Below are 26,601 nucleotides of genomic sequence, written 5' to 3' on the forward strand. Positions count from 1 at the left end.
TAGTACCTATCAAGCACTAACCCATTTGTGACTAATCATATATATTTGTACGAACCGTCAAACCTGTTTCTTTGCGAATTTTTTTGATGATTTCTGGAATTTGTTCCGTATAGGTACTATCAAATTGCGCTATTTGTTGTGAACTTGTAGCTTTGCCAATCTTATACCATTCAAAGAATATATTGACCTTTTTGGAGTAAATTTGATCTACAACTCTCACTTCATATATTGTGTTAGGTTGCTTAGCAAACATTTTTTTAATATCCCCAATGACAGCATCAATTTGGTTCATAGGGAATGCAACTTGTGATTCCTCTCATGACATGCCTACTTAAAGAACTGTTGTCACGCTATTTGTCGTATTGACATTTTCATAATTTATTTCTGACAAGCTTAGATCAATTTTTTTTGCTGTAAATGCAATTCCTTCCCCAGTCTGCACATACATCGTTTGATTTGTGAGATCATAGCCAACCCAATATCTGGAATAATCGGTCATGTCACTGGTGGCACTCGCATGCTCTAGTCCACGCGGGATGATGACTGCTCTGAAGACACTATAAAGTTGATTAATACCATCCTTTCCCTCAAATGAATCTAGAGCATTTGATAACAGAAAAGCACGTACAAATCTTGAAGGTGACGTATAGTCTCCTGGCAGACCAAACATACCATAGCCAGTTCCCATTTCAATTGGTTGCATCGTATACTTCTCATTGATTTGCTTTTGTTTCGTTGGATCATAATTGCTAAGGCTAATATAATTTCGAATATTCGTTGTGTGATAGCTATATTCCGGACTATTTGTGACAACACCAATCCCGTCATACAACACAAAGGCACCATTATCTGTCGGTTCTAAAACAATTTGCTCCCCTGTCGGATCAATAAATGTGTAATGCAAAGGAAACTGCATTGGAACATCCCCCATCATAAATGGCGTATCAATTAGGGAAAATTTTTTATAATTAGCTTTTATTTCTTGCACTGACGCATATTGACTCAAGATATAAGTCACAAATTCTTCACCCAAAAGTGGTATTAAACCACGAGACTGAATGTTTTCTTTACTATCCCGTGTTGTTTCCATTAATACTTGTGTATCACCTGACAAACCCTGATCGTTGATGCCATCATATAAAATAGTCGTATCTTTGACACCCATACCCATAGTCGTATATTTTGATTGCCAAGGGCTAAGTTGACTGTCAAGTAAATGATTTTTCGGCAAAGTCAGAATAACTGTTGGAATAGCACTATCCGAATCTTCACCAAACATTCCCATTGCTAAGTCCATTGTACGCCCAAAAAATACGTTGCCCTCTTTTGAGGTAATACTAATACCAGTACACATATCACTTACCTACTTTCTTCACCTTTTGTATGCCACTATTTTATCACTAAACGAATAAATTAAGTATATTCCTCAGTAAGATTTGATCACGTTTAGCAAATACGAAAAAAACAAACTTCAATCAGATCAAAACTTAGTATTGATGTATAGACCAATGTTTCCAAACATCTAATCAGCTTTACTCAGTCGACCATCCACCAATTCATATACATGATCAGCAAATTTTTTCAAACGCACATCATGTGTCACTGTGACAATTGCCTTATTTTGTTCATGGGCGATCGTTTGCAATAATTCACCTACAACTTCTACGCGATCAGTATCTAAAGCTGCCGTTGGCTCATCAGCTAAAATTATTTTCGGATTTGCATACAAAGTTCTGGCTATTGCCACTCTTTGTGCTTGACCACCTGATAATTCAGCAGGGTATTGATTTAGTAATTTTTCGATTCCGAGTTGTTTCAATAGTTGATTAAATTTGGTTTGGCTCAAGTTGCCGTTTGGCTTTACTTTATCCAACAGCTCAAATTGTTCGTAAACATTTAAAAAAGGAACCAAACTATAACGCTGTAAGATAAAACCAATTTGATTTAACCGAATTCGCTCTTGTTCTTGCTGCTTTAATTGATTAATTGATGCACCGTTCAACAGAATTTCGCCATCGGTTGGCGTTTGAATCCCGCCAAGAATAGTTAACAGCGTGCTTTTCCCCGAACCTGATGGCCCGAGAATCAAAGTTAATTCATTCTCATTCGATTCAAAGTCTATTGTGGTTAAGGCTTGCACAGCATTCGAGCCTTTACCAAAAACTTTGTTCACTTTTTTTAATTCTAATGTCGCCATATCATTTTATCCTCCAATAGCAGTAACTGGATCAATTTTTGAAATAATTCTCATTGGAACGAGTGCGCCAATCAGACCTGTCAGTAATATACCAACGGCAACTAAAATAATGAAAGTTGTATCAAAGTACATAGGCACCGTATTTGGAATCACAGTCGCAGCCAAAACCGTAACGAGTAAACCGACAACTATGGCAATAGACAAAATTACGAACGCTTCACCAAATGTATTTTTGAGAAGATAGTTACTCGGAATCCCCTGTGCTCTTAATACTGATAAATTAGGTAACTTTTGTATCGTTAAAATATACAGGAATATCGTGATGATCACTAGAGATATAATGATCAGGAAAACTATCATGAAAGCGAAGGTTGTATTTTGTGCTGAATATCCGGGTAATTTGTTTAAATATGCCTGTCTACTATAAGTAACCAAGTTATTATCTTTGACTTTGAGATTATCATGCTTTTTAGAAATAAAGCCACTGGCCGAATACTTTGTCCCAACCCCTTTTATGGTAGACCAATTATCAATGTCGCCGTATACGACAGGTGCCATGTTATATTGTGCATCGTTCACTTTACCAACGATTGTATAAAGATGAGTATCCAATCCAATTTTTATTTTGTTGCCTACTTGTAGATTTTCAAATTTATTAGAAACAACAACTTCATGTTGGGTTGCAGGCTTTTTGCCGGAAATTAATTTTAAATTTTGAAAAATATACTGCGTAGATTCAAGCCCAATGAATTGTGCTGACTGTGTTTGTGAAGTCCCTCTTTTCTTGATATTAGCAGGCGTTATCCCAACTGTTGCTACATTTTTGTCATCATGAAAAATCTTAGATTGCTTTTTAGTCAATAATGACTGACCCATGTTACCATTAGCGTCCTTTGTCATCAAGGCACTTTGAGTTTGCCACGAAGTAATTGCCGCAGTATTTTCGTTTGCCAATCCCAGCGATAAGGCACTCAGAATAAAAATTAGGAAACTAATTAAACTGATAACTGCGACAATGAGACTGTATCTGAATTTTTCATGGCGAATTTCTTTAATGGCTAAAAACATCATTATCCTTCTTTCTGATTCAATAAGTCTTGTACAGTGGTAAGTCTGTTAATGATTTGAGCTGTGTTTTCCGGTTGCAGAAAAGCCTCCTTGATTGATTCATGACTGACCAACATCTCAAGCCACCATTTAGTATCCAAATTTTGCTTCGTGTGAACAGCAAAATTTGTTGCATTCGCATGATTTATATGAGTATTGCGTAAACTTTCATTGACTTGATAATATTTTTTTAGAAAATTATAGTATGGGTTAACTTCAATATCAGCAATAAAACGAATTGTTGCCTCAAAGGGGGGTGCGAATTGATCATGGTGAATCTCATCCATGACTAATTCGAACACCCATTCATAAGCATCGTATAAATCCTCAAAATAGGTATAAAAAGAACCTCTCGAAATATTAGCTTGTGCTACAATGCGCGCAACTTGAGCATCTGCTATACTATAAACGGAAAATTCATCAATCAAAGCCGTTTTTAAATTTTGCTTTTTTTCTGTTTTGATTCTGGTTAATATGTCTTTTGCCATTTTCATCTCTTTTTGACACGGTGTCATTTATTGCTTTTATAATATATTATTTCTGACACGGTGTCAATTTATTTGAATTAAGATATTTGATCTGAAGTATAAAGACTCATGCAAAAAACAGACTTATAAAGTCTGTTTTTTATTGCATAATATGGCAAGTTAAGTGATTAAAATATGATTTATCATCAAACGCATTTCGTTAGTTTAACTTAGATTCCTCAACTACGCCAAGATGTCCTGACTGAGTTAGCACCTCTATTAATGGCACAATAATAATTATTCCCAATAAAATGTATGTTAATCGATACGCATTTAAGACAGATTGATATTGATTCAAAACGGAAATACAAATTGTGACTAATGAAATACCAATACCCTGTGATAAATTTTGACTCACCGCAGCTAATATATTAGCACTATTTCGTTCATCATAAGGAATCTCTACTAAGCTCATGCCATTGTATGCTGTTAAAGCTAAAGATCTACCAACACCTGACAATGTTAGGATAGCTATTATATAAAATTGATTTATTTGGCCCGTCAGCATACCAACCATAAACGTTGTAAAAAATATCAGAAACAAGGAAACTATTATAGTATTTTTAAAACCTAGTTTTTGTATGATATTGTTTGCAAATGGCTTTATCGCAATATTGCCAACGAAAATAAATAGCACAATGGCACCTGTTTTAATGGCAGACCAGTGGCAAGCATTTTGAAAGAATATGGTACTGAGATACGGAATAGCACCTACAGTTAACCACATCATACTACCCCCAAATTGACTCACTTTATAGGATGGAAATCTAAGTGGTCGTATGCTAAATAGTGGCGAAGTTGCCTGAATGAGATGTTTGGCAGTACCGAAGGTGCTAGATATAAAAACAAGTAACAACACCATTGCTAAGATGTTAAGCACTTTTTTTGAGGAAATGATCTCCAAAGCAATTAAGAGCGAAGCGCTAGCTAAACTAATTAAGGCAAAACCAATCCAATCAAAAGACGTGCTTTTGTCTGTACGTTCGTTATCATGTTGTAAAACCTTATTACCAGAGATAAATAGGGCCATACCGATTGGCACATTAATCATAAAAATCAAACGCCAGGACCAATATGTCGACAATACCCCGCCGATAAATGGCGCAATAGCTGGTGCTATTAATGCTGGCCAAATCACATAACTAATCATTTTAAGTAGGTTTTGAGGTAGTGTGTTTTCTAGAACGATCAATCGTGCTATTGGCACCAGTAAAGCACCCGAGAGACCTTGCAATAATCTCATACTTAGCATGTGTGTTAAATTTGATGCAAGTCCACTACCGACTGAACTAATCGTAAACATGATGATAGCCAAAAGCCATATTGTCTTATTACCGTACTTTTTAGCAAGCCAACCGCTCAACGGTATGAATATAGCTATCGCTATCATGTATATGCTTATAATTAAAGATGCACTAGCAGAAGTAATCTGCAAGCTACTTTTAATTTGTGGTAGAGCCGTTGTCACAATGGTACTATCTAACATCTCCATAAATAAGCTTAATCCCATTAACAATGCAATTGGTTTTTCGTTATTTTTCATTTGACCTTGTCCTTTTATTCGAAGCGCTACTACATCAGTTTCGCTTAGTTTATGAATAAAATTCATAACATATAGTGTTTACGGTGTAAACACTAATATTAAGAAAGGAGACATCACAAATTATTGTGACGTCTCCTTTTTGTCTAATTAATTTTTGGGCTACCTATCCCAATTTCTAATGATGGTATCCAATGCTTCATTAAGTTGCTGATATTGTTCTGCTGAACAATGATTCGCTATCTTCTGATTAAGATCAAGAATTTTATTTCGAATTTGTTGGGTCGTTTCTTCCCCACTTTTGGTTAAGTATAGCGCATAGGCACTTTTATTGCGGTCGCTACTTCTGCGTTCGATGAGACCTAAAGCAACGTATCTTTTAATAATGCGCGTCAACAGGCTACGCTGCACATGGCGTTTATCAGCTAAAAACTGTTGACTACATCCCGGATTTTCTTGGATCGATAAAAAAACATTATAATCGGTCACATTGACAGATATAGTCTCTCCAAAATTGGCGTACTCTTGCATAAATAACTGATATAAATGACTTATTTTACGACCAGTTTCTTGTAGTACCATGTTTAGTAATCCCTTTTCGATTAGTTTTATTTATCATAACACGATGTGTTTACAATTTATACACTTTGTAAACATTTTAAATTGTGTGTTTTTGTATAATCGAAACAAAGCTTGAGATTATTATGATAACGAATCAATTTTCTACAATATATTAGACTACCAAATTGAGGACTGCTTATGCACTAAAATACGTGATTCATCGTGATGACCTTGAAATTTCAAAATAATTTTTTGATTAGGATGATTTTTGATATTCTTCCAAATGGCAGTTGTCTCAACGATGTTACCCTTTTTAACCGTCTTTCGAGATACTGGTTTGCCATGATCATGAACAATTTTCAAATACATACTAATCTGATTACTCGTATAGGGCTTGTTTGGCGATAGGCTCTCAGCGCTCATTAAATTCTGGTAATCATTCTTTGACCATTGTTGATGCTTGAGCTGTTTCAAACGCTGTTGTGCTTGTCGATTTTCTTTTTATTTAAAATCATTCACAAAATAGCAAGTGCCCACAACCATAGCAAAAAACATGACTAATACAATAATTTTTTCTTCATCAAGTACTCCTCCGCTAATGAACGACTGCATAGCATCATTGAATATCGTTTGGATCTGCATTCTTATCATTTTTTTCAATAAAATCAGAAACCGTATCAAAATAAAACCAATGCTCTTGAACAAACGTATCAAAGGCCAAGCTCGCATCATTTTGATTATCATTAATTTTCAGATTTTCAAAAGTATATGATGTGCCAAAACTACTCGTACTTTGTGCTTTATCTAAATAGCTCATTTTTTTGTAATTCGCAATCCATGACTCAAAATCAGCCAGTGTCCATGTTGTAAAGAAAACGTTGGAAGAATTGTTACCATGCATCATATCATTACCTCGCGGAACAGAAAAAACATGACGCATATCAGTCGAATGCTTTGTGCTATTTTCTGACATACTTGACTCTGCGGAACTGATACTGACAAACGAGGAAGTGATATCCTTTTTAGTCTCTCTAGTGCTTATGCCCGTTTTAATCAACAAAGCACTTACTATTATTACTAATACTGCTAAAAAAACGCAGTAAATGTGTGTGTGTTTATTTTTCATAAGTTTTATAAAGAATTGTTCCATACACGACATGAGACAAAGTGTTCATTGTGTTCATTGTCATCATTTACATGATAGTTCATCGATTCCTTTTTTACCTAATTGTAACCAATAGTCGGAAATTTTCCCATCTTTAAGTAAATAAACAGCACTGCCAATTTCTGTGACAGTTTTGATCTATTATTGCAAATCAGAGTTCAATAGTGCTTACCAATAACTATTTGTAACGGCTGGCGTAAATAACAATGAAATATTTCAAACACCACTTGACACTCGCCTACTCTCTCTTTTTCACAGATTGATAATGTCCTTTGTTTCGATATCTTGATAATCCACCAATCACCCGTCATATAGTGAGCAATACCTATTCGTCAAAGCAAGATATATTATCACTTTTTCGGCATGATAACCATCAATCACAATTAATTTTGATTGATCAAGCGTTTATTGAAGAACAGTAAAACAGAAACAATCACTAAGAGCAATGATGATATGACAAATACAAATCGAACACCGAATTGTTCTGACAAAGCACTAACAACTATGGAAGCCATTGAAAATGTCCCTGTGTAAAGAACGGTAAGACTACTAAAAACATTTGGTAATAACTTGTTATCAGTACGAGATTGGATCAATGAAGTTTGTGGAATATCTTTTAATTCACCAAATATGCCAACAAGTCCAGATAAGCACAATAAAATCCACATATTGGAATTGATAGAAACAACAAAGGTAACTAAAGCAACTATTGTAGTACCAGTAATCATCACAGAAAAAGGATTTTTAGCTATGCGTTGACTTAACCTATAACATAGAATACCGCCTAGAACGCCACCAAACATATAGTCTGCATTGATATATCCCCACCAATATTGAGAGGCATTTAGCGTTTTTTGAACAAAGGCAAGAATAATTGACGAAATCCAAACACTGTTTGCGAAGGTATCAAGAATCGAAATGACAGCAGTGAATTTTAAAAGAGGCACGGTATCAATTGTTCGCCATCCCCTCAACAAATTATGCCAAATGCTATTATTTTCTGAGTCTTGTTGATCAATACTGACCGATTGCAACTGTAAAAGTAAAATAATAGATAAAATGGCAAGTGCCAAGCTGAGAACAAGAACACTAGGAACTGAAAGCCAAGATAACAAAATACTGCCACCTGCCCAGCCACCAATACCAAGTATTTGAAACGAAGTATTTAATATGCTATTAGATTTGACTAAATCATTATCCGCCGCGTAATGTGGCAATATTGATTGACTGACAGGTTGTGCAAATCCATCTGAAAAAGCAATAATACTAATAATGACGAACAGACCAAAGATATTTTGTTTAACAAAACCGTTTTTGATATAAAATAATAAACCCGTTAAAAAAACTGTCTTGATAAGCTGGGTACTAACTAAAATATGATTTAGTTTTAACTTATTGGTAAAAAGTGGCGACATGAAACTTGCAATTACCATAGCACAGGTGATAACAGTCGGTACTAATGATGAAGCAATTACTGAATGAGTTAAGTTATAAATTGCACTGATGACGGAAATAATGTATAACGTATCACCAATATTCGCAGCTGATTGACCGAACAATAAGAATAAAAAGTTTTTATTTTTGAGCATGAATATACCTTTTAAATTAAATTGAATTATTAAGTTGTAATAGGTATATGATAACTACATGCCAGTGGTCTCCTTTATTTTTATTGTTAACAATATCCATGCTCAAAAATACTTTTTTTAATCTATCACATTAATGATTGAAATGCAATTACCCTCCATAGCGTCTTTTATGCTTACAAGTCGTGTCACTTTTACACAGCACACTCCAAGCAGACTAAACGATTTAATCACAAATCGTATTGAGAAAGGAGAATAGTTCAAAATAGTAAATTATGATTAGCTCCATTTTCTTAATTAAATATAAAAAACAATAGGTCTCAAAGCAGAATAACCATCTGTTTTGAGACCTATTGGATTAATTGACGACGCTGTGCTTTTCTTAATATTCCTTTGCAACCGTCAAAACTTTTAATGCATAAACGACACAAGTATGCCAGCTATAACCAGAACTAATGCCCCACCAATACGGTTTCCCATTTGAGCAAAAGCAATCAAATTCAACCTATCAGAAGCTGCCAAAACAGCCACATTGCCAGTACCTCCCATACTATTATTAGCTAAACCAGCAGTAATGACTGACTCGACTGGATATAAGCCAAACAATTTACCGAGGAAATAACTTGCCAATGAAATCACAATTATACTCGTTAAGCAAAGTACCACAAACTGCCATGATAATGCACTCAATAGAAGTTTGATATTAACTAACGACATTCCCACTCCTGCCAACAAGGCATGTGTCATGTTCTTAGTAATCACTTGTCCGGACATAATCACGGACTGTTCATAATACTCAGGCAACAAGCCCAAAGCTTTTGTTAATACAATTGACAAAATGATGAAAGCGTACGCATTGATTGATGGAAATAGTGCACTTAAGAGTGTGCCAAATACAAAGAAAGAAACGGATATGATCAAGCCAACACCTATTTGAGTGTAGTCTGGTTTGGGATCTGCTACGACTTGCGCGTCAGCATTTTCAGTCTTCAATAACACACCATGCCCATTTGACTTGCTGTGTAAGAACAGTTTAGAAACAAGGCCGGCACTAATAATAGCCAGTAAATTGCCTAAAATAACTGCGGGGAATAATTTTGATAAAATAATTGCGGCAGAGCTACCAAAGGCGTGAGCATAAATACCTGAAAGTGGCACAATACCAGCGCCAACTCCGCCGGCCATAATAGGTAAACTAGTATACAATACTGCGTGACTAAATCCAACACCAATCAACATACCAACTAAGCCCACTCCGAAGAAAGTGACTGCCATTGACAAAAATGCTACTGGTAAAAATCGTACCGCTGCACTGAGTAGCATTTTACGATTCATTTTAAAAATTGATGATCCTATAAGGGACACAATGTACAGGCCAAGAAAATCCATGCCGTTGATAAATCCTGATGCTGTTTTGACAGTATCACTAGGAACTATATTGAGATAAACCAACACAGCCATCACTAATATTGTAAAGACTGAACCACCACCCAAATAAGATCTAAAAATTGGTAAATGAGCCCCAATATAATAGAATACATGTCCCATAATAACCAAAGCTAGAATGGCCCCAATCATTGTATTGGGTAACTTATGCGTACTAATAGCTACAATCAAAAGAATAGCCATTACAATATAAGCAACCAATCCAATCCCGCTAATTTTAATTTTGTCCACAGCACCTAAAGCACTTTTGAGCTTTGACTTATTGCCGTTTGTTTCTTTTTCGTTTATCATGATTAACTTCTTTCGCTTGTTATTTTATTCACATAAAATGTTAAAAATTTTTAAAAAAATAGACACCAAACTTTTAATCATTTAAGTATTTTTAAGAAAAAAATCTATTTCACTGTTAAAGCGTTCTGCGTCTTCGATTTGCGGAAAGTGCCCTGTATTTTTAATTAAAGTTTTAAAAATATTTATATTGTTCTTTTTTTCACAATAATTACTATAATCACCTGCCCATAATGGTGATTTGTCACCGACAACAAATAATTGAGGAACTGTTATGTTAATAACGGTTGTCCGCCAATCCTGTTTCATATGATCTAATAGTAGTCCGTATCCCAAATCAGCATCAAATGGATGATCTGTTTTAAATCTATTACGAATATTTTTCAATGTTGCTGGCATCTGCTGTTCAGTCAATGGTTGCTGCAAAATTAACGGTGCCAATTCAATAAAATTATCCCAATTAAGGTTTTTTATTCCTGCTTGCCAACCGACATCATTAATTAGTTTTGGTGATTCGTCGACTGTAATTATTTTGCTAACATTTGTTTGTCCAAATATTGTCACATACGCCCAAATCACACTAGCACCCATTGAATGACCAATCAAAATAACATTTTCTAACTTTAAGGTTGTAATCAGTTCGTGTAAATCGGCAGCTAAACGCATGATTTTCATATTTTTGGCTGTATGCGCTGAACACCCATGGCTTCTCCAGTCCAAACAAATAATACGGTACCCATTTTCGGAAAAGTATTTAGATTGAAAATACCACGTCTCTTTGATATCAGAGTAGCCCGGTAAAAATATCATGGTTGGACCATCTCCAACATCACTGTAAGCGAGCCTGACGTGATCGTTTGTCACAATGTAGCTCATACTCATAAAGATCCCACCAATCTTGCTAAGAATATGGTTAAAATTAAGTTATCTGCCGCACCGCCCATGCTAAGGTTTCGTTTAATAAACATTTGATCTAAATCATTGAGAAACTTTAGCCCCTCTGGTGTGTAACTACCACCAATTTGGAAAAACGTCATTGACCAGTGCTGCATGTCTTTTGAAATCGTAGCATCACCGGCCCTTTTGATTAGATTAGTATCATCAATATTACCCGCAATCTTCATCAACGTGTTTAATAGTCGTTGATTTAAGTTACCCTGTTGCTCACAGAGAAATGGCAACGCAAGATTCATCACGATTGGAAAGCCTTTTTCAGCCTCACCACGAACACCCGGAATTTTATATTTAATGAATTGACGTTCTCCTGCTGTTTGTCGATTTTGGCTATTGCGTAAGTTGTTTTTACCTAAATCGTTTTTTACGAGATCTTGAGTCATGTCGCTAATTACTTTTTGAATCGTCAGTAAGTTAGTAATACCTTTCTGTGTTGCATACGCAACTGCCGTTACCATAATTCCTAACGAGAATACAGCACCTTTATGGGTATTGACACCATTCGTCGCTGCAAACATATCCTTTTCAGCCCTTATGCCAGCATTCCTTAATAATGAAAACATCCTAGGTAAATCTGTCCCTTTAAATTGATTACCAATACGATATGCTTCATTTAAATAAGGTTGTAATGCCAATGAGCTATCTATGAATGTAAAAACCGTCATATCTTTGTGCGCGCCATTACTGATTGGATCTACAAGGCCCGGTTTCGGGGCTAACGATACTTCATAAAGCATGCCAGTAAGTGCTGCATTAACAACTTGACTTTGAGTCATTTGTGGCACAATCATTTTTGATTTTTCAAAATTATGAAGCATCTTATTAATCTGAATGTATCCCTCTGCAAGAGAATGATTACCTTCTTTTATGCAAGTTTTGGCATCTTTTCCACACAACAAACACTTTCTTGGGGCAAATCCCAGTTCTTCGCGAGATAATTGCTTATCAGCGTTTTGACACATGACATCTAAATCAAGCAAACGTCCCAGTGGGTGGCTTTCCTCAAAAGTAATCATGATTTGCTTTACTAGTTTCAAACAACCGCTCGTGACAAAAAATATTTCAGGGCCAGTGCTTTGATCTACAAATGATGCTTCTTTAATAATTTGAAGATCTTTGAAAACTGGGTTCAAGTCATTAATTATGTTTTGGAATACTGACTGTAATTTTGGTGACGTTTTGATAGGTCCCGGCAAGTTAAGCTTGACACTAGTGATGACAGCTGTTGGGAAACTTGCCATTAACTGTTTTTGGTATTTTTCGCGCCATTCTCTATTATCAAGAACTTGCATTAAGTTAAGGCGTTCTCCACCTTCAAAATAGTCCATTCGTTTTTCCTTCTGCTTTTATTTGCTATGTACGCGAATCAAATATGATTCGCTTTTCGCCAATAAAATACGCAATCACTTAATCTGCGACTTCTTTGATAACATCAATGACTGAACCATCACGATATTCTGCCACAGCTACTACACGATCTGTAAATTTGAGGGGTGCTGGTTGGCCAACAATTTTTTCAGCCTTTTGTTGCAACTCTTCAATACTGTAAATTGGCAATCCTGGCACTTGCTTTAGCTGTTCTACCAAATCCGTTCTTTTAGGATTAATCGCAATACCAACCTCTGTGACCACAACATCAATTGAATCTCCGGGGGTGATAACAGTATTAACTTTAGGAACAATCGTCGCAATTCTGCCTCGAACTAAGGGTGCAGAAATAATAGTCAATTTGGCAGTTGCAGCGTCTTGATGTCCACCAATTGCACCTCGGATAACGCCATCAGAACCTGACATGACATTGACATTAAAGTTAGTATCAACTTCTAAGGCCGACAAAATAGCAACATCTAATTTATCAACCATTGCGCCTTTGTTAGCAGGATCGGCATACCAAGAAGCATCAATTTCTTGCTGATTAGGACTTAGCTTCATAGAGCTTGCGGCACCTTTATCAAAGTCTTGTACGTCCATTACACGATTAACTAGGCCTTCATTTAAAAGATCAACAGTAGGTTTAGTGATACCACCCAATGCAAATGAAGCCTTGATGTTTTGGGCCACCATTGCCTCTCTCAAGAATCTAGTTACAGCAAGTGCAGCACCACCTGATCCTGTTTGAAATGAGAAATCATTCTTGAAATACTTAGAATTAACAATAACGTCATTAACCGTTTTTGCTATCTTTAGTTCCTTTGGATCTTTTGTAAATCTTGTCGCACCTGATCCAATTTTGTCGGGATCACCTACTTTATCTACCTTAACGACATAGTCAACCTGAGTCTGCTTAATTGAAGCGGGTGTGTTGGGGTAAGGCATAATCGTATCTGTAATCAAAACTAGTTTATCCGCATACTGCGCATCAATTAGTGCATATCCTAGTGATCCAAAAGCAGCGTCACCATTCATACCGTTAGCATTACCCATTTCGTCTGAATTAGGTACACCTAGAAATGCAACATCAATTTTGATTTCACCAGATTCAATTGCACGTGCACGTGCGCCGTGAGAACGGAAGATAACTGGATTTTTGAGAATACCATGTGATACCGCATCACCAAGTGTGCCACGCATACCAGAAGAAGTGATATTAGTGACAACACCCTTTTTAATTGCTTCAATCACAATATCATTCATAACATTTGTTAAAGAAGAAGGCGCTAATGTAAGATTTTGATAGCCCATGTCAATAATTTTTCTCATGACTTTGTTAAAGACAAAGTCACCTTCTCGAAAGTGATGATGAAATGAAATTGTCATGCCATCTTTTAAAGTATTTGACAAGACATCATCAATTGAACTTTGAACTTTACTTTCTCCAGTAGTGGCTCGCACCTTAGGACCAACTCTTTGAATCTCAGGATTGCCATAATTTGTGCTTTCAAACACACTATCATCTAATTGTTCCAAAATAGCATCAGGAACGTCGATATTTACTTTATTTTTCAATGTAATTTCCCTCCGAATCTACTAAATGATTGGCGTTAGCTAGTTTCATCACACGTTGTGCACGCAAGACAACTGGTCTATCAACCATCTGCCCGTTCATTGATATAACACCAGAACCCTTTTGTTTGGCTTCTTCAATAGCAGCAATAACATTTTGCGCGTTGTTAATTTCTTTTTCTGTTGGCGCATAAACTTTATTTACCATCTCAATTTGACGGGGGTTAATCAATGATTTACCGTCAAATCCCAATTGATGAATTAACTGAGTTTCTCGATAAAATCCTTCTTCATCATTCAAATTGGTAAACACAGTGTCAAATGCTGCGATACCGGCGGCACGTGCAGCATGTAAGATAACATTACGTGCATACAAGAGTTCTTGGCCATCAGGATAACGATGTGTTTTCATATCAGTTGTATAGTCTTCGGCTGATAAAGCGATACCAATCATACGGTCAGAAGCATTAGCAATTTCAACCGCATTAACGACACCAAGCGCCGATTCAATAGCTGCCATCATATGTGTTGTGCCAACTGGACGACCAAACTCTTTTTCCGCGTCGGTGATTAGACTTTCCAATTCATGCATCATCGCTGCCGTTTCAACTTTAGGCAATCTAATAACGTCAATACCAGCTTTCACCATTGCTTTAATATCATTTTTATAAAACGGTGTATCTAGTCCATTGATACGCACGACTAATTCTGAAGAACCATAGTCTACTGTTTGAAGCGCTTCATAAACCAGATAACGTGCTGAATCTTTCTCAGCCAAAGAAACTGCATCTTCCAAATCAAACATGATAGAGTCAGCTCCAAAAATTCCTGCATCTTTAACCATAGCTGGGTTATTACCAGGAACAAACATCATTGTGCGACGTAATCGTTCGTTATTCATTACAAAACCTCCCAATTTGGTTGATCAACAGCATCTAAAGCTCTTTGAATCGCCGTAAGGGTACGTGCCTTGATAACCATGTCCAATGCCCCTTTATCAACAACTTTCACCACAGCATTTTCTATGCCATACAATCCCAATGTTTCTTTAATTGTTGATTTAATATCATCGGCAAATTGTTTTGCCACATCAGAAACCAAATCAAATTCCACTCCAACTGTCCCTTTGCTTAACATGATTTGAACATCGGAAGATTCTAATGTTCCCGCAATGGCTGTTTTTTTAATTTCCATTAATATTTTGTCCCTTTCTAATACGTTGTTGCAATTCTAGTAAGTTATTTGAAATAAAATGCTGTGTCGTTTCAGGCACCATTCTTTGCCATACTGTTTCATCTCCTTTAGCAATTGCTTCACGGACGGTGCGTGCCGATATAACACCCAGATCACCCGTCGCTAGTTTCCTCTGAATAACATGAACTTCAATTTGCGGATTTAATTCAGAAATTAACTTTTGATTGTACAAGTTTGTGGTGTGTGATAGCGGTTCACTGCCAACATATCGACTAGTTATGCCTAAAACTGAAGCAATTTTATATTTAAACAATCTGACATCTATTGTTGTTTGATAATCAATGGCAGAATCGTTATGTTTTAGAAAATACGCAGGAAACGTCAGATAACTAATGATATAAGCACCACCATTAACCACAATGACGTTGGATAAGTCTTGCACACCTGACTTGACGAGCGCAATACGCTCATCGGTATGAAATAACGAAGCTTCTTGATTTAATACAAACACATAGACCAGTTCATTATCTCGGGATGCCTCTTCAATTAGGAAACGATGACCGTTTGTAAATGGATTGGCATTTATAACAACACTGGCTACTTTATCAATAGGTGTTTTGGGACGCGGAATTGTTGACAAGTATTCCTTAATATCTGGCAATCCTTTTTCCAGCAAAATTCCTTGTTCACATTCAGCCAACGTTTTGAACCCAATGTATTCAAAACTTTTTTGGTAAATTGGTTTGGTGAAAACAAATTGATGAAAACGTCCCTCAACGGCCATAAAGTTTTCTAGTTTTGTCATGAGTTGATTAAAGAGTGTACTGTGACCCGATATTGTTGTTTCTTGCACTGCAACGTACTTAATCACGTCCCCAGCAATCGAACCAGTCCCAACAATTTCCTCGTTTTCATACACCGCGATTGTGATATCTAAAGGATTTAACTCACTATCATCAAAATTTTTGATGCCACAAGCCATTAAAAAATTTTGCCAACCACGTCGTACTGACTTATCCTTTAAATCTATTGTTTTAATTTCATTTGACATCATATCGTTTTAAGCGTGCTGTTTAGCATAATCAACTACTGCTGTTTCTACCGAGTTCACAACGTCATTATCAAAGACAGCTGGTACAATATGGGTGGCATCTGGATCACTAATCATGTTTGCCAAAGCACGTGCAACATTAAGTTGAAGTGCCATGTCAACGTGTTTAATACCACTTTCCAGCAATCCTTTAAACAAACCAGGAAATACAAGTACATTGTTGACTTGGTTTGGCCATTGTGACGAACCAGTAGCAATAACTGCTGCACCAGCTTTTTTAGCATCATCAGGTGAAATTTCTGGTACAGGATTTGCTAATGCAAAAATGATAGGATTCTCGTTCATCCGAGCTACTTGTTTTCCGCTGAAAACATTGGCATCTGACAAACCAATAAATACATCTTGATTTGCAATAACATCGTCTAATGATTTGCCATCTACTTGAGTAACCTCACGTACAAGCTCTTGCTGGTAACTGTTTGAATTTGCGTCGCCCAAATTAATAACGCCGTTAATGTCTACCAATGTAATATTAGAAATACCAGCCGCAATCAAAATTTTTGTTGTTGCCACACCTGCAGCACCAATACCGTTAACAACAATTTTCAAATCATGAACATTTTTACCAACAACTTTTGCCGCATTAATAATACCCGCTAATACAACAATTGCTGTTCCTGTCTGATCATCGTGATAAACCGGTATGTCAAGTTCATGGCTCAAACGTCGTTCAATTTCGAACACCTTAGGTGCCGAAATGTCTTCCAAATGAATACCAGCAAACGATGGTGCAATAGCTTTAACTGTATCAACGAATTGATCAACACTCATTTGATTCAACGCCATGGGTAAAGCGTCAACATTTGCAAAATTTTTGTAGATTAATGCTTTACCTTCCACAATTGGCAAGCCAGCTGCTGGCCCAATATTGCCTAAACCAAGAACAGCAGATCCATCTGTAATAACTGGAATTAGTTTCCCACTCATTGTGTAATCGCGTTTTTTTGACGTATCTTTAGCAATGAGTTTCGCTAGTCCAGCAACGCCTGGTGTGTATGCTTCACTTAAATCAGTTGGTGTGGTGATATCAAAACAAGATTCAATATCGAGTACACCTGTATGTGCTTGATGAACTGAAAGCACTTCATCCATATTTACCATAAATAACTCCTTTTTCTTTTTCAGTTATTACAAAACGCATAACTGATAACAAACTCATTCTATGGTTGTCATTCTAAAAAGTCAACTGTTTTTTTAAAATATTTAAAATAAATTTTGTTTAGATTTTTTATTTTTAAATATTTAAAAACGATTTAGTTTTTTTAAATTAATATTTTTAAAATCATTTATTTTTTTTGAAATAATTTGATATTTTTATAAATTATTTGTACAATTTGTAAAGATAACAAATGGAGGCATTCGTCATGCTCGAAAGAACAATACTTTCCCAAATTGCTGAGGATTATTATTTAAACAAATTGCCGTTCGGTGATATTTCAAAAAAATACAACATTAGTCGTTATTTAGTTAATAAATACCTTAATGAAGCGGTTAAAGTTGGAATTGTTAAGATCGAAATCACTGAAAATTCTAATCGTAATCCGCAGATTGAGCATATTTTGCGCGACAAGTTCAAAGACATCAATTTTTATGTGGTTCAAGATGACATTAACAATATAACAACATCCGAGCACCTTGCTAATTTTGCCGCTACCTACGTTGATGAGGTTCTACAAGATAATAATAAAATTGTTGGTTTAACATGGGGCGAAACCATCTACACCATGATTGATAGTTTAAAAAACAGACCGCTTGAGCGTGTTAAATTCACACAGTTTTTGGGAGAAAACATGAAGTATAATTCAACCGCCGGCTCAATGAGAATGGTTGAAAGAGCCGCAAAAAAAGTTTCTGGTGAATTTTTAACCTTACCAGCACCGTTGTACATTTTAAACGACAGTGTTCGAAATGGTTTGTACTCAGAGCCTTCTTTACAAAATACCATTGCGGTCGCCGATAATATGGATGCGTTGATTACCGGTGTTGGCACAATATTATCACTTGATTCTATTCCAATTTGGAAGCAAAATTTGAATGCAATTTTTTCTACTGTTAATACTCAAGAAATTGCTGGCTTGATTTATGGTCGCCCTTACGATATTAATGGTCGTTTTTTAAATCTTGAAGCCGATAAAGTGTTGGGTCTTAGCATTGACCAAATATTGAAGGTCCCAAAAAGAATTTGCTTGGTGAGAGGAAAATCAAAATATAAGCCAGTTATTGGTGCAATCAAAGGCAAATTAATTACCGACGTCATCATGACGGAAGGTATGGCGTATAAAATTTTGAATGAAACATCCTAAATTCAAGTTGCAAACTAAATTGCTACGAATCATGATCCAATCTTCGCGCCAGTGTTACATTTCGATGGCAATGCGTTTTCATTTGTTATAGCTAAGTAGGTTGAACAATGTCTTGGATTAACTGGCGCTTTTTTTGTGCTACAGTTGCTCACTTTCATTTCTGAATTCTCATGAAAGTACTTTAATTATTATCAAAAAAGCAATCTTCAATGTTTAAGAAACAAAGAAGATTGCTTTTAATGTGCTATCAACTAATTGCACATTGTCATTAAATTACTAACAAATTGTAAATAAAAAAGAAGTTAAATTTTTTAAAAAAAGTATTTTTTGGAAGAATCAGCTGCTACTTAATGTTAGTTCGTAGCGTCATTTTTCATGAGATAACGGTAAGTTCCAAAGCCAAATGCAACTGCAACGATTGGCACGCCAATTAATATAACCCATAATGCGGTTGATTTAGAAATCGGTTGTGTTAACAAATCAGCAAAACCCGGAATTCGGCTACCAATACCCAGTAGCGTATCAAGTACAATCAAAACATAAATAGTAATAAGAAAAGGCATCCGTTTACGCTCAACTAGGAAAATGGTTGTTGTGATAACAAATAAAATTAGGATAGTACCAATACCCCACCAACCCGGTAAACTCAAAGAAAGTGGTGTTTTCAGGAAAACACTTCCTATGATCAGGCCAACAAAAATCAAAGCACAAGCAGTGTAACTAGTATATTTTTTGAATTTACTTTTTTGATATGTTTCTTGCCCTATCAACCATAAAACGCCTAGAGACCAAATGAAACCAAGTACGCCAGTTATCATTAAATTACCAAGGTCAAATTTTGCTGAAGGTATTGCCATGCTGGGAATGGTAAAGAAGAGAACATAACCAAACAAGATATAGCAAGCTAGTTTGAAAGTTTCAAAAAAAGATTTGGGTAATGTTTGCAATATTTCATCAGCCAAGGCTTGTGGATTTTTACCAAAATAGCTTTCGGCAGATTGTCCATTACTTTGAGCGTCAATTAAGTCGTGCAGCATGTCTAACATGAGTTGCTCTACATCTCTTTCTCTATTAAACATTGATTTGCCGCGGATATAGGTTAGCAAATCTTCATAGTATTGTTTGTTTGCTGAATTTAATTTTTCCCGTAACTGATTGTTTCTATTAATCAAATTATCGTTGTTCATGAATCATTCCTTCTTTCATTTATTAAATCATTGACATTGAGTGACAGCGTATCCCATTTATTTAGAAATGTTTGTCGAGCTTGTTTACCATTGGCCGTTATATGGTAATATTTGCGTTGTGGTCCATCTTTCGACGGTTGCATTTTACCTATAATCAGACCTTTTTTTTCCATACTCATCAATAATGGATAGATTGTGCCCTTTGGCACATCAGCAAATCCATATCTTGAAAGTTCTTGACTGATTGCATAACCATAATAAGGTCGCTGATTAATTAGAATCAACAAACAACCTTGCAGAATACCTTTAAGCATTTGACTGGAAATATCATTTTGCGGCAAGTGATCACCCCTTCTCCTCTATTATGTATTGCAAACTAGTAGTGTAACACAAATCACTAGCTTGTAAAGCAAAATAGTAATAATAAATACATTAACGACAACATTAGATTAAATCTGCCTATACACAACAATACGATTACCTACCAATAACGCCAAAAAAGTAAGGTGACTTCATTATGTCACCTTACTTTTTAAAATGAATGTTACTAAATTACTATTAACACATTCAACTAAAATCACCCCAGAAAGTGATTAATTTTGTCAAAAGCAATTTGTTTATTGCCAACTTGACAGTGCCTCTCCCCACCACTTGCCTGATCAAATAGATAGGTGGTAACCGATTTGGCATTTATTAATGACTTGGCTACGTCATCAACTGTTTTTGATGGCACATACATATCATGATCACCCGCTAATAATAAGACATCTTGTGTAATCTTGTCCTCGATACCAGCCATTGTAAACTTTGAAATAGCTTTGATTAAATCCGATGGCTTTTTTGTATGCATCACTTCATTGCCTTTTTGAATTTTAAAGGCCATATCCACATCGTTTTGCGTTGCCGCCATGATTTTACGATTAACTAGGGCTGCAATCACTGGATTGTTGATTTTATGGACTGCATTCACTGCCTTATCAGGTAATTTCATTGTCAAAGAATCCATCATACTATAATAGACATCAAAGGCGATCACTTTTTTAATTCTAGGTTCAAACGCAGCGGCCCGCATTGACAGATAACCACCTAAGGACATCCCCATCAAGTCAGCTTCCTCAATGTTATAATAATCAAGAACAGCCTTAACAGGAAGCTCCCATTGGTAAGTCATTGGCAAACCAGATTTTAGCGACATCCCCTGACCTGGCCCTTCAAATAATACAAAATTGTATGACTTTAATGCTCCGATACAATGAGTCAATACCAAACGGATCAATTCCTCCAAGTAAGAATCAAAGCCACCGTGAAAGACCAAAGTTTTTGTAGCACCCACCTGACGGATAATTGCAACTGGTATTTTACCATGTTGATAAGGTATTTGGTCAAACTCAATTTGAGATTTATCAATGGATTGATAATAATTTGACTTAAACAATGAGTAAGTTTGTGCTTTAATTGGATCATCTTCGCCGACAAAAAAATCTGCAAGTTGGTAGTAAGCAGAAGACAGTGCGTACTGCTTTGCATCATTAGCTTTCTGTCCTAATGCCATCCAAACCGAAATCCAGCTTTTAACATCAGTAATGTGCTTTGCAGCAGCATAGACATCAGCCTGAACCGTTTCATTTTCATAAAAAGGTTCAATGAATCGGTTGATTTGAAAATTGAATTGTTCGTCTGTATGATAATTCTGATACATATTGTATCCTCCTTTTCCTAAATACTACGATAACGAACTATTTAGATAAAAACGAGTTACAATCACGGGCAAATTGTTACATTCCCACCATTTTTGAAAGGATAAACGCTACTATGACAACTAGATTTGAAATCACTAACCAAGAAATTCAAACTGCCTTTTTAAATGTACTCAAGTCAACTGATTTTTCTAAATTAACCATCAATCAAATTTGTGACGAGGCTGGTATTAGTCGTATTACTTTTTATCGGCACTACGCTGACAAATACGATTTACTCTCCGCGATTAATACTACCCAAATCAACACGCTGAAAAAGTATATTCAAAATAGACTGCATCAAAAAGATATTTCAAATGCCCTATTACAAATGACCGAATTTCTTGAGCATGATGCTGAAATAATGAAGCGACTCTTTGAAATAAAACATATTAACCATCAAGACAGTTTAGAATATAAACTCAAAAACTTGTTGTATGACGAATTCTATGATTACATGCTTCAAGAACAGCAAATTGATATCATCAAAGGCATGCCAGTAGCCTATTTTTCAGAATTATATGCTGCTAATGCAACGATTTTTATCAAATATAGTCTTGATAAAGGACCAAATCCACAACTGATTACCTCTTTGAATCAATTGCAAAAATTTGTATTTGAGTTCTTAAAATCAGATTAGGCCGTTATTGATAATAGTAAGAAAAAAAATCGTAGTAAAAACTACGACCTTAGCAATTATGCAACTTAACTAATCTAATGATTGCAAATTATATCGTTCAACTAAGCTAATCAATGTACTAGCATAGGTTGGTGCAGTCGCATACCCTGCTGCTTGTAAGCCATTAGCCATCGCCACATAATTTTTGGCATTAATCACCCCGTTAGCAGCGTAGCGACTATTCGTCAATAAGAAATTCGTGTGGTCCTGAAACGAAGCCATCTGTGAACTATATGATCTAAATGGCGCCAAGACTGTCACCCACTTGCCATTCACATATTCAGACGTGTTCATGTTTACAATTGAACCTTGCCAGCCAGTCCCTTGCTTAATGCCAAATAAGTTATAATATGGTGCTGAAGCTAAAGTTGATTGCCCCCAGCCACTTTCAAGAATTGCCTGTGCCACTGTAACCGAGGCTAATACACCTGTCCCAGCTGTGGCAGCTTTTGCATCAGCCACAGCAGTATTTAGCCAAGCAGCTTGGGTAGCGCTCAATCCAGTAGTTAAAATACTTCCCCCTGTTGACGTTGCTAAATTTGTAGTATTAGGAGTAGTAGTGGTAGCTGTTGTTGTAGCAGTTTTTAATACTTGCCCGACATAAATTGTACTTGACAAATTCAAGCCATTTAAAGACAACAATGTATTAATATTTACTCCTAATTTCGCAGCAATGGCATAAAGTGTATCGCCAGAATTAACCTTATAACTACCGGTTGTTGTCGTTGTACTGGTACTGGTAGTTGTTGTTGCCTTAGAAGTAGTGGTTGATGATTGATTAGCACTCGTAGTAGTTTGGGAAACTTTCAAAACCTGCCCAATACGAATCGCATTGACATTGCTTATTTGATTTAAACTAGCAATTTGCGTAAGGCTCATATTATAGTTTGCAGCTATTTTAGAAAGTGTATCACCCGATTTAACTGTATAGGACGCTGTATTACTAGTACCAGTAGTTGTATTACTAGTACTAGTTGACGCGCTTGTTGCAGACTGAGCTGCGGTAGTTGTTTGCGTCACTTTTAGGACTTGACCGACCTTGATCATGTTCACATTTGTTATGTTGTTTAGCGAAGCCAACTGTGCTACCGTCATTTTATTTGAACTAGCAATTTTGGAAAGTGTATCACCTGATTTAACTGTGTAAGTGCCTGTGTTAACCGACACTTTACTAGTGGTAATATTCGTCGCACTACTTTGGCTAGTCGTTGCACTTGTACCAGCTACTTTTAGAATTTGACCAACACGAATAACATTAACATTACTTATTTGATTTAAAGTAGCAATCTGAGATACGCTCATACCATAGCTTGTGGCAATCTTTGATAATGAATCACCAGATTTAACCGTATATGTATTACTAGATTTTGTCGAAACTGTGGTTGATGCAGTCGTGCTAGATGTGGCTGATTTATCTAATATTAACTTTTGCCCAGAATAAATAGTGTTTGAACTCAAATGATTTGTTAGCTTAATCTCATTAACACTTAAATTATTTTTTAATGCAATGGCATATAAGGTATCACCCGTTTTGACATTATACGTTGTACTAGCAGAAACCTCAATTACCTGTCCACTAACAACTGAGGCCGCAACAGCACTTACTAACAAAGATTTTTTCATACATTCTTTCTCACTTTCAAGATCACTGGATAATTAAATTATAACACATTTGATAAGAATGTTAAGAATTAATTAAGATTATAAACGACATTTTTGCTAACATTATAACTATAAACTGTCAAAAAAAAGCAAATCAGCATTAACTGATTCACTAAATTTGTCACATTCCTGCTATCTATTATGTCAATGATTGATGAATACATTACCATAGTGTGCCTGCCAAACCTAATTCTATTTTAAGATGATTATTTCGTTGTGAACATTTGTTTCTGCGCAGTAAGCGTTTTGTAGATACCCCCAAAGAATAATCCTACCGTAAATCCAGAAATAATACCGTAAAAAATATTAAATTGCATTTGGTTATACAAAGCCGGGTGCATCGCCGTTAAAACATTCAAAAAATATTTTACGAAAAAGTTTGATAGCATGATCGTGATTGGCAATTTACTCCCCGCTTGGATTAACTGCCCATTCTCGACATAAAATTTGCGATTCATATATAATAAATAGCTTAACAAGAATCCTGGAAGCAATGATACAATATAAAATCCCAAAATCACATCAGGATCTGCAAACTTTGTCACTACTGTATTTAATCCCCACACAATGAAAATTAGTGGCATAATAACTGACTTTCCCAAAGAACTAGGACCATCATGCATTAATGCAGTTCCTCGTTTAACAAGTATGATTAGCACCACCCAAACCCAGAAAGGTGTGTTGTGAATTATTTGAAAAATAATTTCTAAAATATTTGCCATGATAAAAACTCCTTTTGATCGTTTCAAGATTTCCAAAAGCGATTTGTTCAATTTTTTGATCGTATACCTTTAGATTGTTTTACTTGAACACTGACTATCATAGTTGAAAAAAGTTTGCTGATGTTCATTTGCTGGTTAAGTGGTTCGAAAGCAACGATGAGCGGTTCGTGACGGAAGATAAGTGACTGTTCTAATTAACTCAATTAAAATAAAAAATCTCTGATGGCAACCAGAAAATTAGTCCATATTTCTGGTTAACATCAGAGAATGTCAAAAAAATAAAATATTTATAAAGATGATTTCCTAGATACTAATTGATCGTATGAAACCAATTTCATGCACTTTGTTTCATCCATTTCAAAAATTGATAAAGAAGCATTGTCAGGATTTTGATGATAAGTGCCCGTAACACGTGTTGCCAATTTTCTAATGAGGGCACCGTGGGTTATAATCAAAATTTTGTCACCATCATGCGCTTTCGAATAAACATAATTGAATCCCTGATCCACTCTTTTCCAAAATTCTGAAGCATTCTCAGCTTCATGAGTTGGATCAACTAATTTGAATTGATTCATAATGTCATCTTCAGATTTGAATTTAGCTAGTTCACTATCATTGACAACCGATGACAACAGTTTATCATCATCCTCAAAAAGCTGTGATAGCATGTTGAGATGGTCACCTTCAAATGAGCCAAAGAATTGTTCTCTAAAGTTAGGCACTATTTCTAACTCATCCATCATCTTGTCATGCCTAACAGATAATACTATATCTGCCGTTCCCTTGGCGCGACCTAAATCACTGCTATAAACTTTTGAAAACGGTAAATTTTTTAGACCGTCACCTAAAATAGCTGCTTGATTGACACCAGCTTTAGTAAGTAACGAGTCAGACCAGCCTTGAATTTTTTGACAGGTATTAAAATATGTCTCACCATGTCTAACTAAGTATAATTTAATGTTTTGTGTCATGATTACTAACCACGGCAATTTCTAATCTGCATGGCATGAACAAAATCGTCCGTAAACACGCCTGCCACGCCAAGATCAATTAATTTAGCAAGCTCGCCGTCTTCATTTACAGTCCAAACCCGCTGTATAACATCACCGTCTTGCACGCCTTCAAGACCTGGATGTAAAGCATTTAAATGATGCACTTGCATGAAATGGGAAAAATCATTTACTGGTTGCTCACTTAAATAAGCTAAATTTAAGGTTTGATCAATGGCATACAGTCGATCTAAAGTGTCAATGTTAAAGGACGAAAAAATCACCGGTTGGTCAAAGTGGAAATGAGGGATTGTATTCAAAACAATTTTTTCAATACCTGAATAGTCAAAGTTATCCGTTTTTAATTCAATATTCAACTGTATTTGTGTATCACTAAACACTGCTAAAACGTCATCAAGCGTCGGGATGCCTTCATTTTCTTGCACTAATTGCTGTTCACGATTCACATCATTGATTAGTTGAAAGCTTTTTAATTCCTCATAGTTAAAATCTTTGATGTATCCTGATCCATTTGTCGTTCGATCTATTTTTTCATCGTGCATGATAACAGGTATGAGATCTTTGGTTAAATGCACGTCAAACTCTACTGCCTCACCATGGTCTGCCAAATACTTGAATCCTGACATGCTGTTCTCAATGTATTTTTCAGGAATACCACGATGACCAAAAACTGTCGTCGTCAT

Annotated in this window: 27 protein-coding genes; 2 read left to right on the forward strand and 25 right to left on the reverse strand. The window is 35.9% G+C overall.

Features of this window, described 5'->3' with window-relative positions; translation table 11 throughout:
* Positions 1 to 31: 31 nt before the first annotated feature.
* The 18 genes from IAE53_RS06215 to IAE53_RS06300 all read right to left on the reverse strand — a co-directional run bounded on the left by IAE53_RS06215 (position 32) and on the right by IAE53_RS06300 (position 17,720).
* Entirely contained in the window at positions 32 to 292 is a 261-nt protein-coding gene (locus IAE53_RS06215) for a hypothetical protein (RefSeq protein WP_148422797.1), read from the reverse strand.
* A 39-nt stretch (positions 293 to 331) separates the two neighbouring features.
* Positions 332 to 1,354, reverse strand: coding sequence for a linear amide C-N hydrolase (locus IAE53_RS06220; RefSeq protein WP_200136097.1), 1,023 nt, complete (start codon positions 1,352 to 1,354; stop codon positions 332 to 334).
* Between the two features lie 168 nt (positions 1,355 to 1,522).
* Positions 1,523 to 2,197 carry an ABC transporter ATP-binding protein gene (locus IAE53_RS06225; protein ID WP_148422799.1) on the reverse strand — a complete coding sequence of 225 codons (675 nt, stop codon included), beginning with the start codon at positions 2,195 to 2,197 and terminating at the stop codon, positions 1,523 to 1,525.
* Between the two features lie 6 nt (positions 2,198 to 2,203).
* Positions 2,204 to 3,268, reverse strand: a complete 1,065-nt coding sequence (locus tag IAE53_RS06230) for an ABC transporter permease (protein WP_228929065.1) — start codon at positions 3,266 to 3,268, stop codon at positions 2,204 to 2,206.
* Positions 3,268 to 3,798 carry a TetR/AcrR family transcriptional regulator gene (locus IAE53_RS06235; RefSeq protein ID WP_200554203.1) on the reverse strand — a complete coding sequence of 177 codons (531 nt, stop codon included), beginning with the start codon at positions 3,796 to 3,798 and terminating at the stop codon, positions 3,268 to 3,270. Before IAE53_RS06235 ends, IAE53_RS06230 begins: the two co-directional genes overlap by 1 nt.
* A gap of 193 nt (positions 3,799 to 3,991) precedes the next feature.
* Entirely contained in the window at positions 3,992 to 5,374 is a 1,383-nt protein-coding gene (locus IAE53_RS06240) for an MFS transporter (protein ID WP_200136098.1), read from the reverse strand.
* A 159-nt stretch (positions 5,375 to 5,533) separates the two neighbouring features.
* Positions 5,534 to 5,953, reverse strand: coding sequence for a MarR family winged helix-turn-helix transcriptional regulator (locus tag IAE53_RS06245; RefSeq protein WP_148422802.1), 420 nt, complete (start codon positions 5,951 to 5,953; stop codon positions 5,534 to 5,536).
* Positions 5,954 to 6,109: 156 nt separating this feature from the next.
* Positions 6,110 to 6,406, reverse strand: coding sequence for a hypothetical protein (locus IAE53_RS06250; protein ID WP_167497493.1), 297 nt, complete (start codon positions 6,404 to 6,406; stop codon positions 6,110 to 6,112).
* Positions 6,407 to 6,548: 142 nt separating this feature from the next.
* Entirely contained in the window at positions 6,549 to 6,905 is a 357-nt protein-coding gene (locus IAE53_RS06255) for a hypothetical protein (protein ID WP_148422804.1), read from the reverse strand.
* Positions 6,906 to 7,480: 575 nt separating this feature from the next.
* Complete coding sequence (locus IAE53_RS06260) at positions 7,481 to 8,686, reverse strand: MFS transporter (protein ID WP_148422805.1); 1,206 nt, start codon at positions 8,684 to 8,686, stop codon at positions 7,481 to 7,483.
* 408 nt (positions 8,687 to 9,094) lie between these two features.
* Entirely contained in the window at positions 9,095 to 10,420 is a 1,326-nt protein-coding gene (locus IAE53_RS06265; protein WP_200136100.1) for a 2-hydroxycarboxylate transporter family protein, read from the reverse strand.
* Positions 10,421 to 10,501: 81 nt separating this feature from the next.
* The gene (locus IAE53_RS06270) at positions 10,502 to 11,299 is read right to left on the reverse strand and encodes an alpha/beta fold hydrolase (RefSeq protein WP_188353299.1); all 798 of its coding nucleotides are present in this window, start codon (positions 11,297 to 11,299) and stop codon (positions 10,502 to 10,504) included.
* A complete protein-coding gene (gene citG / locus IAE53_RS06275) occupies positions 11,296 to 12,699 on the reverse strand; it encodes a triphosphoribosyl-dephospho-CoA synthase CitG (protein ID WP_147651509.1) in 1,404 nt (467 codons plus the stop codon). The genes IAE53_RS06270 and citG overlap by 4 nt, the downstream gene beginning before the upstream one ends.
* Positions 12,700 to 12,778: 79 nt before the next feature.
* Positions 12,779 to 14,317, reverse strand: a complete 1,539-nt coding sequence (citF, locus tag IAE53_RS06280) for a citrate lyase subunit alpha (protein ID WP_147651507.1) — start codon at positions 14,315 to 14,317, stop codon at positions 12,779 to 12,781.
* Entirely contained in the window at positions 14,307 to 15,215 is a 909-nt protein-coding gene (gene citE, locus IAE53_RS06285; RefSeq protein WP_050892381.1) for a citrate (pro-3S)-lyase subunit beta, read from the reverse strand. The genes citF and citE overlap by 11 nt, the downstream gene beginning before the upstream one ends.
* On the reverse strand, positions 15,215 to 15,508 hold the full coding sequence (gene citD, locus IAE53_RS06290) for a citrate lyase acyl carrier protein (protein WP_050892382.1): 294 nt from the start codon (positions 15,506 to 15,508) through the stop codon (positions 15,215 to 15,217). The genes citE and citD overlap by 1 nt, the downstream gene beginning before the upstream one ends.
* Complete coding sequence (gene citC, locus IAE53_RS06295; protein WP_200136120.1) at positions 15,498 to 16,559, reverse strand: [citrate (pro-3S)-lyase] ligase; 1,062 nt, start codon at positions 16,557 to 16,559, stop codon at positions 15,498 to 15,500. The genes citD and citC overlap by 11 nt, the downstream gene beginning before the upstream one ends.
* A 9-nt stretch (positions 16,560 to 16,568) precedes the next feature.
* Complete coding sequence (locus tag IAE53_RS06300; protein ID WP_147651503.1) at positions 16,569 to 17,720, reverse strand: NADP-dependent malic enzyme; 1,152 nt, start codon at positions 17,718 to 17,720, stop codon at positions 16,569 to 16,571.
* A 263-nt stretch (positions 17,721 to 17,983) separates the two neighbouring features.
* Between IAE53_RS06300 and IAE53_RS06305 the strand changes: the two genes are divergently transcribed.
* On the forward strand, positions 17,984 to 18,922 hold the full coding sequence (locus tag IAE53_RS06305) for a sugar-binding transcriptional regulator (RefSeq protein WP_114667624.1): 939 nt from the start codon (positions 17,984 to 17,986) through the stop codon (positions 18,920 to 18,922).
* Positions 18,923 to 19,275: 353 nt separating this feature from the next.
* On the opposite strand, the gene IAE53_RS06310 is transcribed toward IAE53_RS06305, so the two are convergent.
* The 3 genes from IAE53_RS06310 to IAE53_RS06320 form a co-directional block, all read right to left on the reverse strand.
* Positions 19,276 to 20,109 (reverse strand): hypothetical protein, encoded by an 834-nt coding sequence (locus IAE53_RS06310; RefSeq protein ID WP_147651501.1) that lies wholly within the window; start codon positions 20,107 to 20,109, stop codon positions 19,276 to 19,278.
* On the reverse strand, positions 20,106 to 20,423 hold the full coding sequence (locus IAE53_RS06315; protein WP_200136121.1) for a PadR family transcriptional regulator: 318 nt from the start codon (positions 20,421 to 20,423) through the stop codon (positions 20,106 to 20,108). Before IAE53_RS06315 ends, IAE53_RS06310 begins: the two co-directional genes overlap by 4 nt.
* Positions 20,424 to 20,686: 263 nt before the next feature.
* On the reverse strand, positions 20,687 to 21,808 hold the full coding sequence (locus IAE53_RS06320; RefSeq protein ID WP_147651500.1) for an alpha/beta fold hydrolase: 1,122 nt from the start codon (positions 21,806 to 21,808) through the stop codon (positions 20,687 to 20,689).
* A gap of 113 nt (positions 21,809 to 21,921) precedes the next feature.
* Between IAE53_RS06320 and IAE53_RS06325 the strand changes: the two genes are divergently transcribed.
* Positions 21,922 to 22,485 (forward strand): TetR/AcrR family transcriptional regulator, encoded by a 564-nt coding sequence (locus tag IAE53_RS06325; protein WP_147651498.1) that lies wholly within the window; start codon positions 21,922 to 21,924, stop codon positions 22,483 to 22,485.
* A 69-nt stretch (positions 22,486 to 22,554) separates the two neighbouring features.
* On the opposite strand, the gene IAE53_RS06330 is transcribed toward IAE53_RS06325, so the two are convergent.
* The 4 genes from IAE53_RS06330 to IAE53_RS06345 all read right to left on the reverse strand — a co-directional run bounded on the left by IAE53_RS06330 (position 22,555) and on the right by IAE53_RS06345 (position 26,601).
* Complete coding sequence (locus tag IAE53_RS06330; RefSeq protein WP_200136101.1) at positions 22,555 to 24,147, reverse strand: LysM peptidoglycan-binding domain-containing protein; 1,593 nt, start codon at positions 24,145 to 24,147, stop codon at positions 22,555 to 22,557.
* Between the two features lie 245 nt (positions 24,148 to 24,392).
* Complete coding sequence (locus tag IAE53_RS06335) at positions 24,393 to 24,908, reverse strand: DUF6622 family protein (RefSeq protein ID WP_147651494.1); 516 nt, start codon at positions 24,906 to 24,908, stop codon at positions 24,393 to 24,395.
* 287 nt (positions 24,909 to 25,195) lie between these two features.
* The gene (locus IAE53_RS06340) at positions 25,196 to 25,879 is read right to left on the reverse strand and encodes a histidine phosphatase family protein (protein ID WP_147651492.1); all 684 of its coding nucleotides are present in this window, start codon (positions 25,877 to 25,879) and stop codon (positions 25,196 to 25,198) included.
* A 5-nt stretch (positions 25,880 to 25,884) separates the two neighbouring features.
* Complete coding sequence (locus IAE53_RS06345; protein ID WP_200136102.1) at positions 25,885 to 26,601, reverse strand: glycerophosphodiester phosphodiesterase family protein; 717 nt, start codon at positions 26,599 to 26,601, stop codon at positions 25,885 to 25,887.

Origin of the sequence: Leuconostoc sp. S50, assembly GCF_016624925.1 — a bacterium.
In the GTDB taxonomy this organism is placed as follows: domain Bacteria; phylum Bacillota; class Bacilli; order Lactobacillales; family Lactobacillaceae; genus Leuconostoc; species Leuconostoc pseudomesenteroides.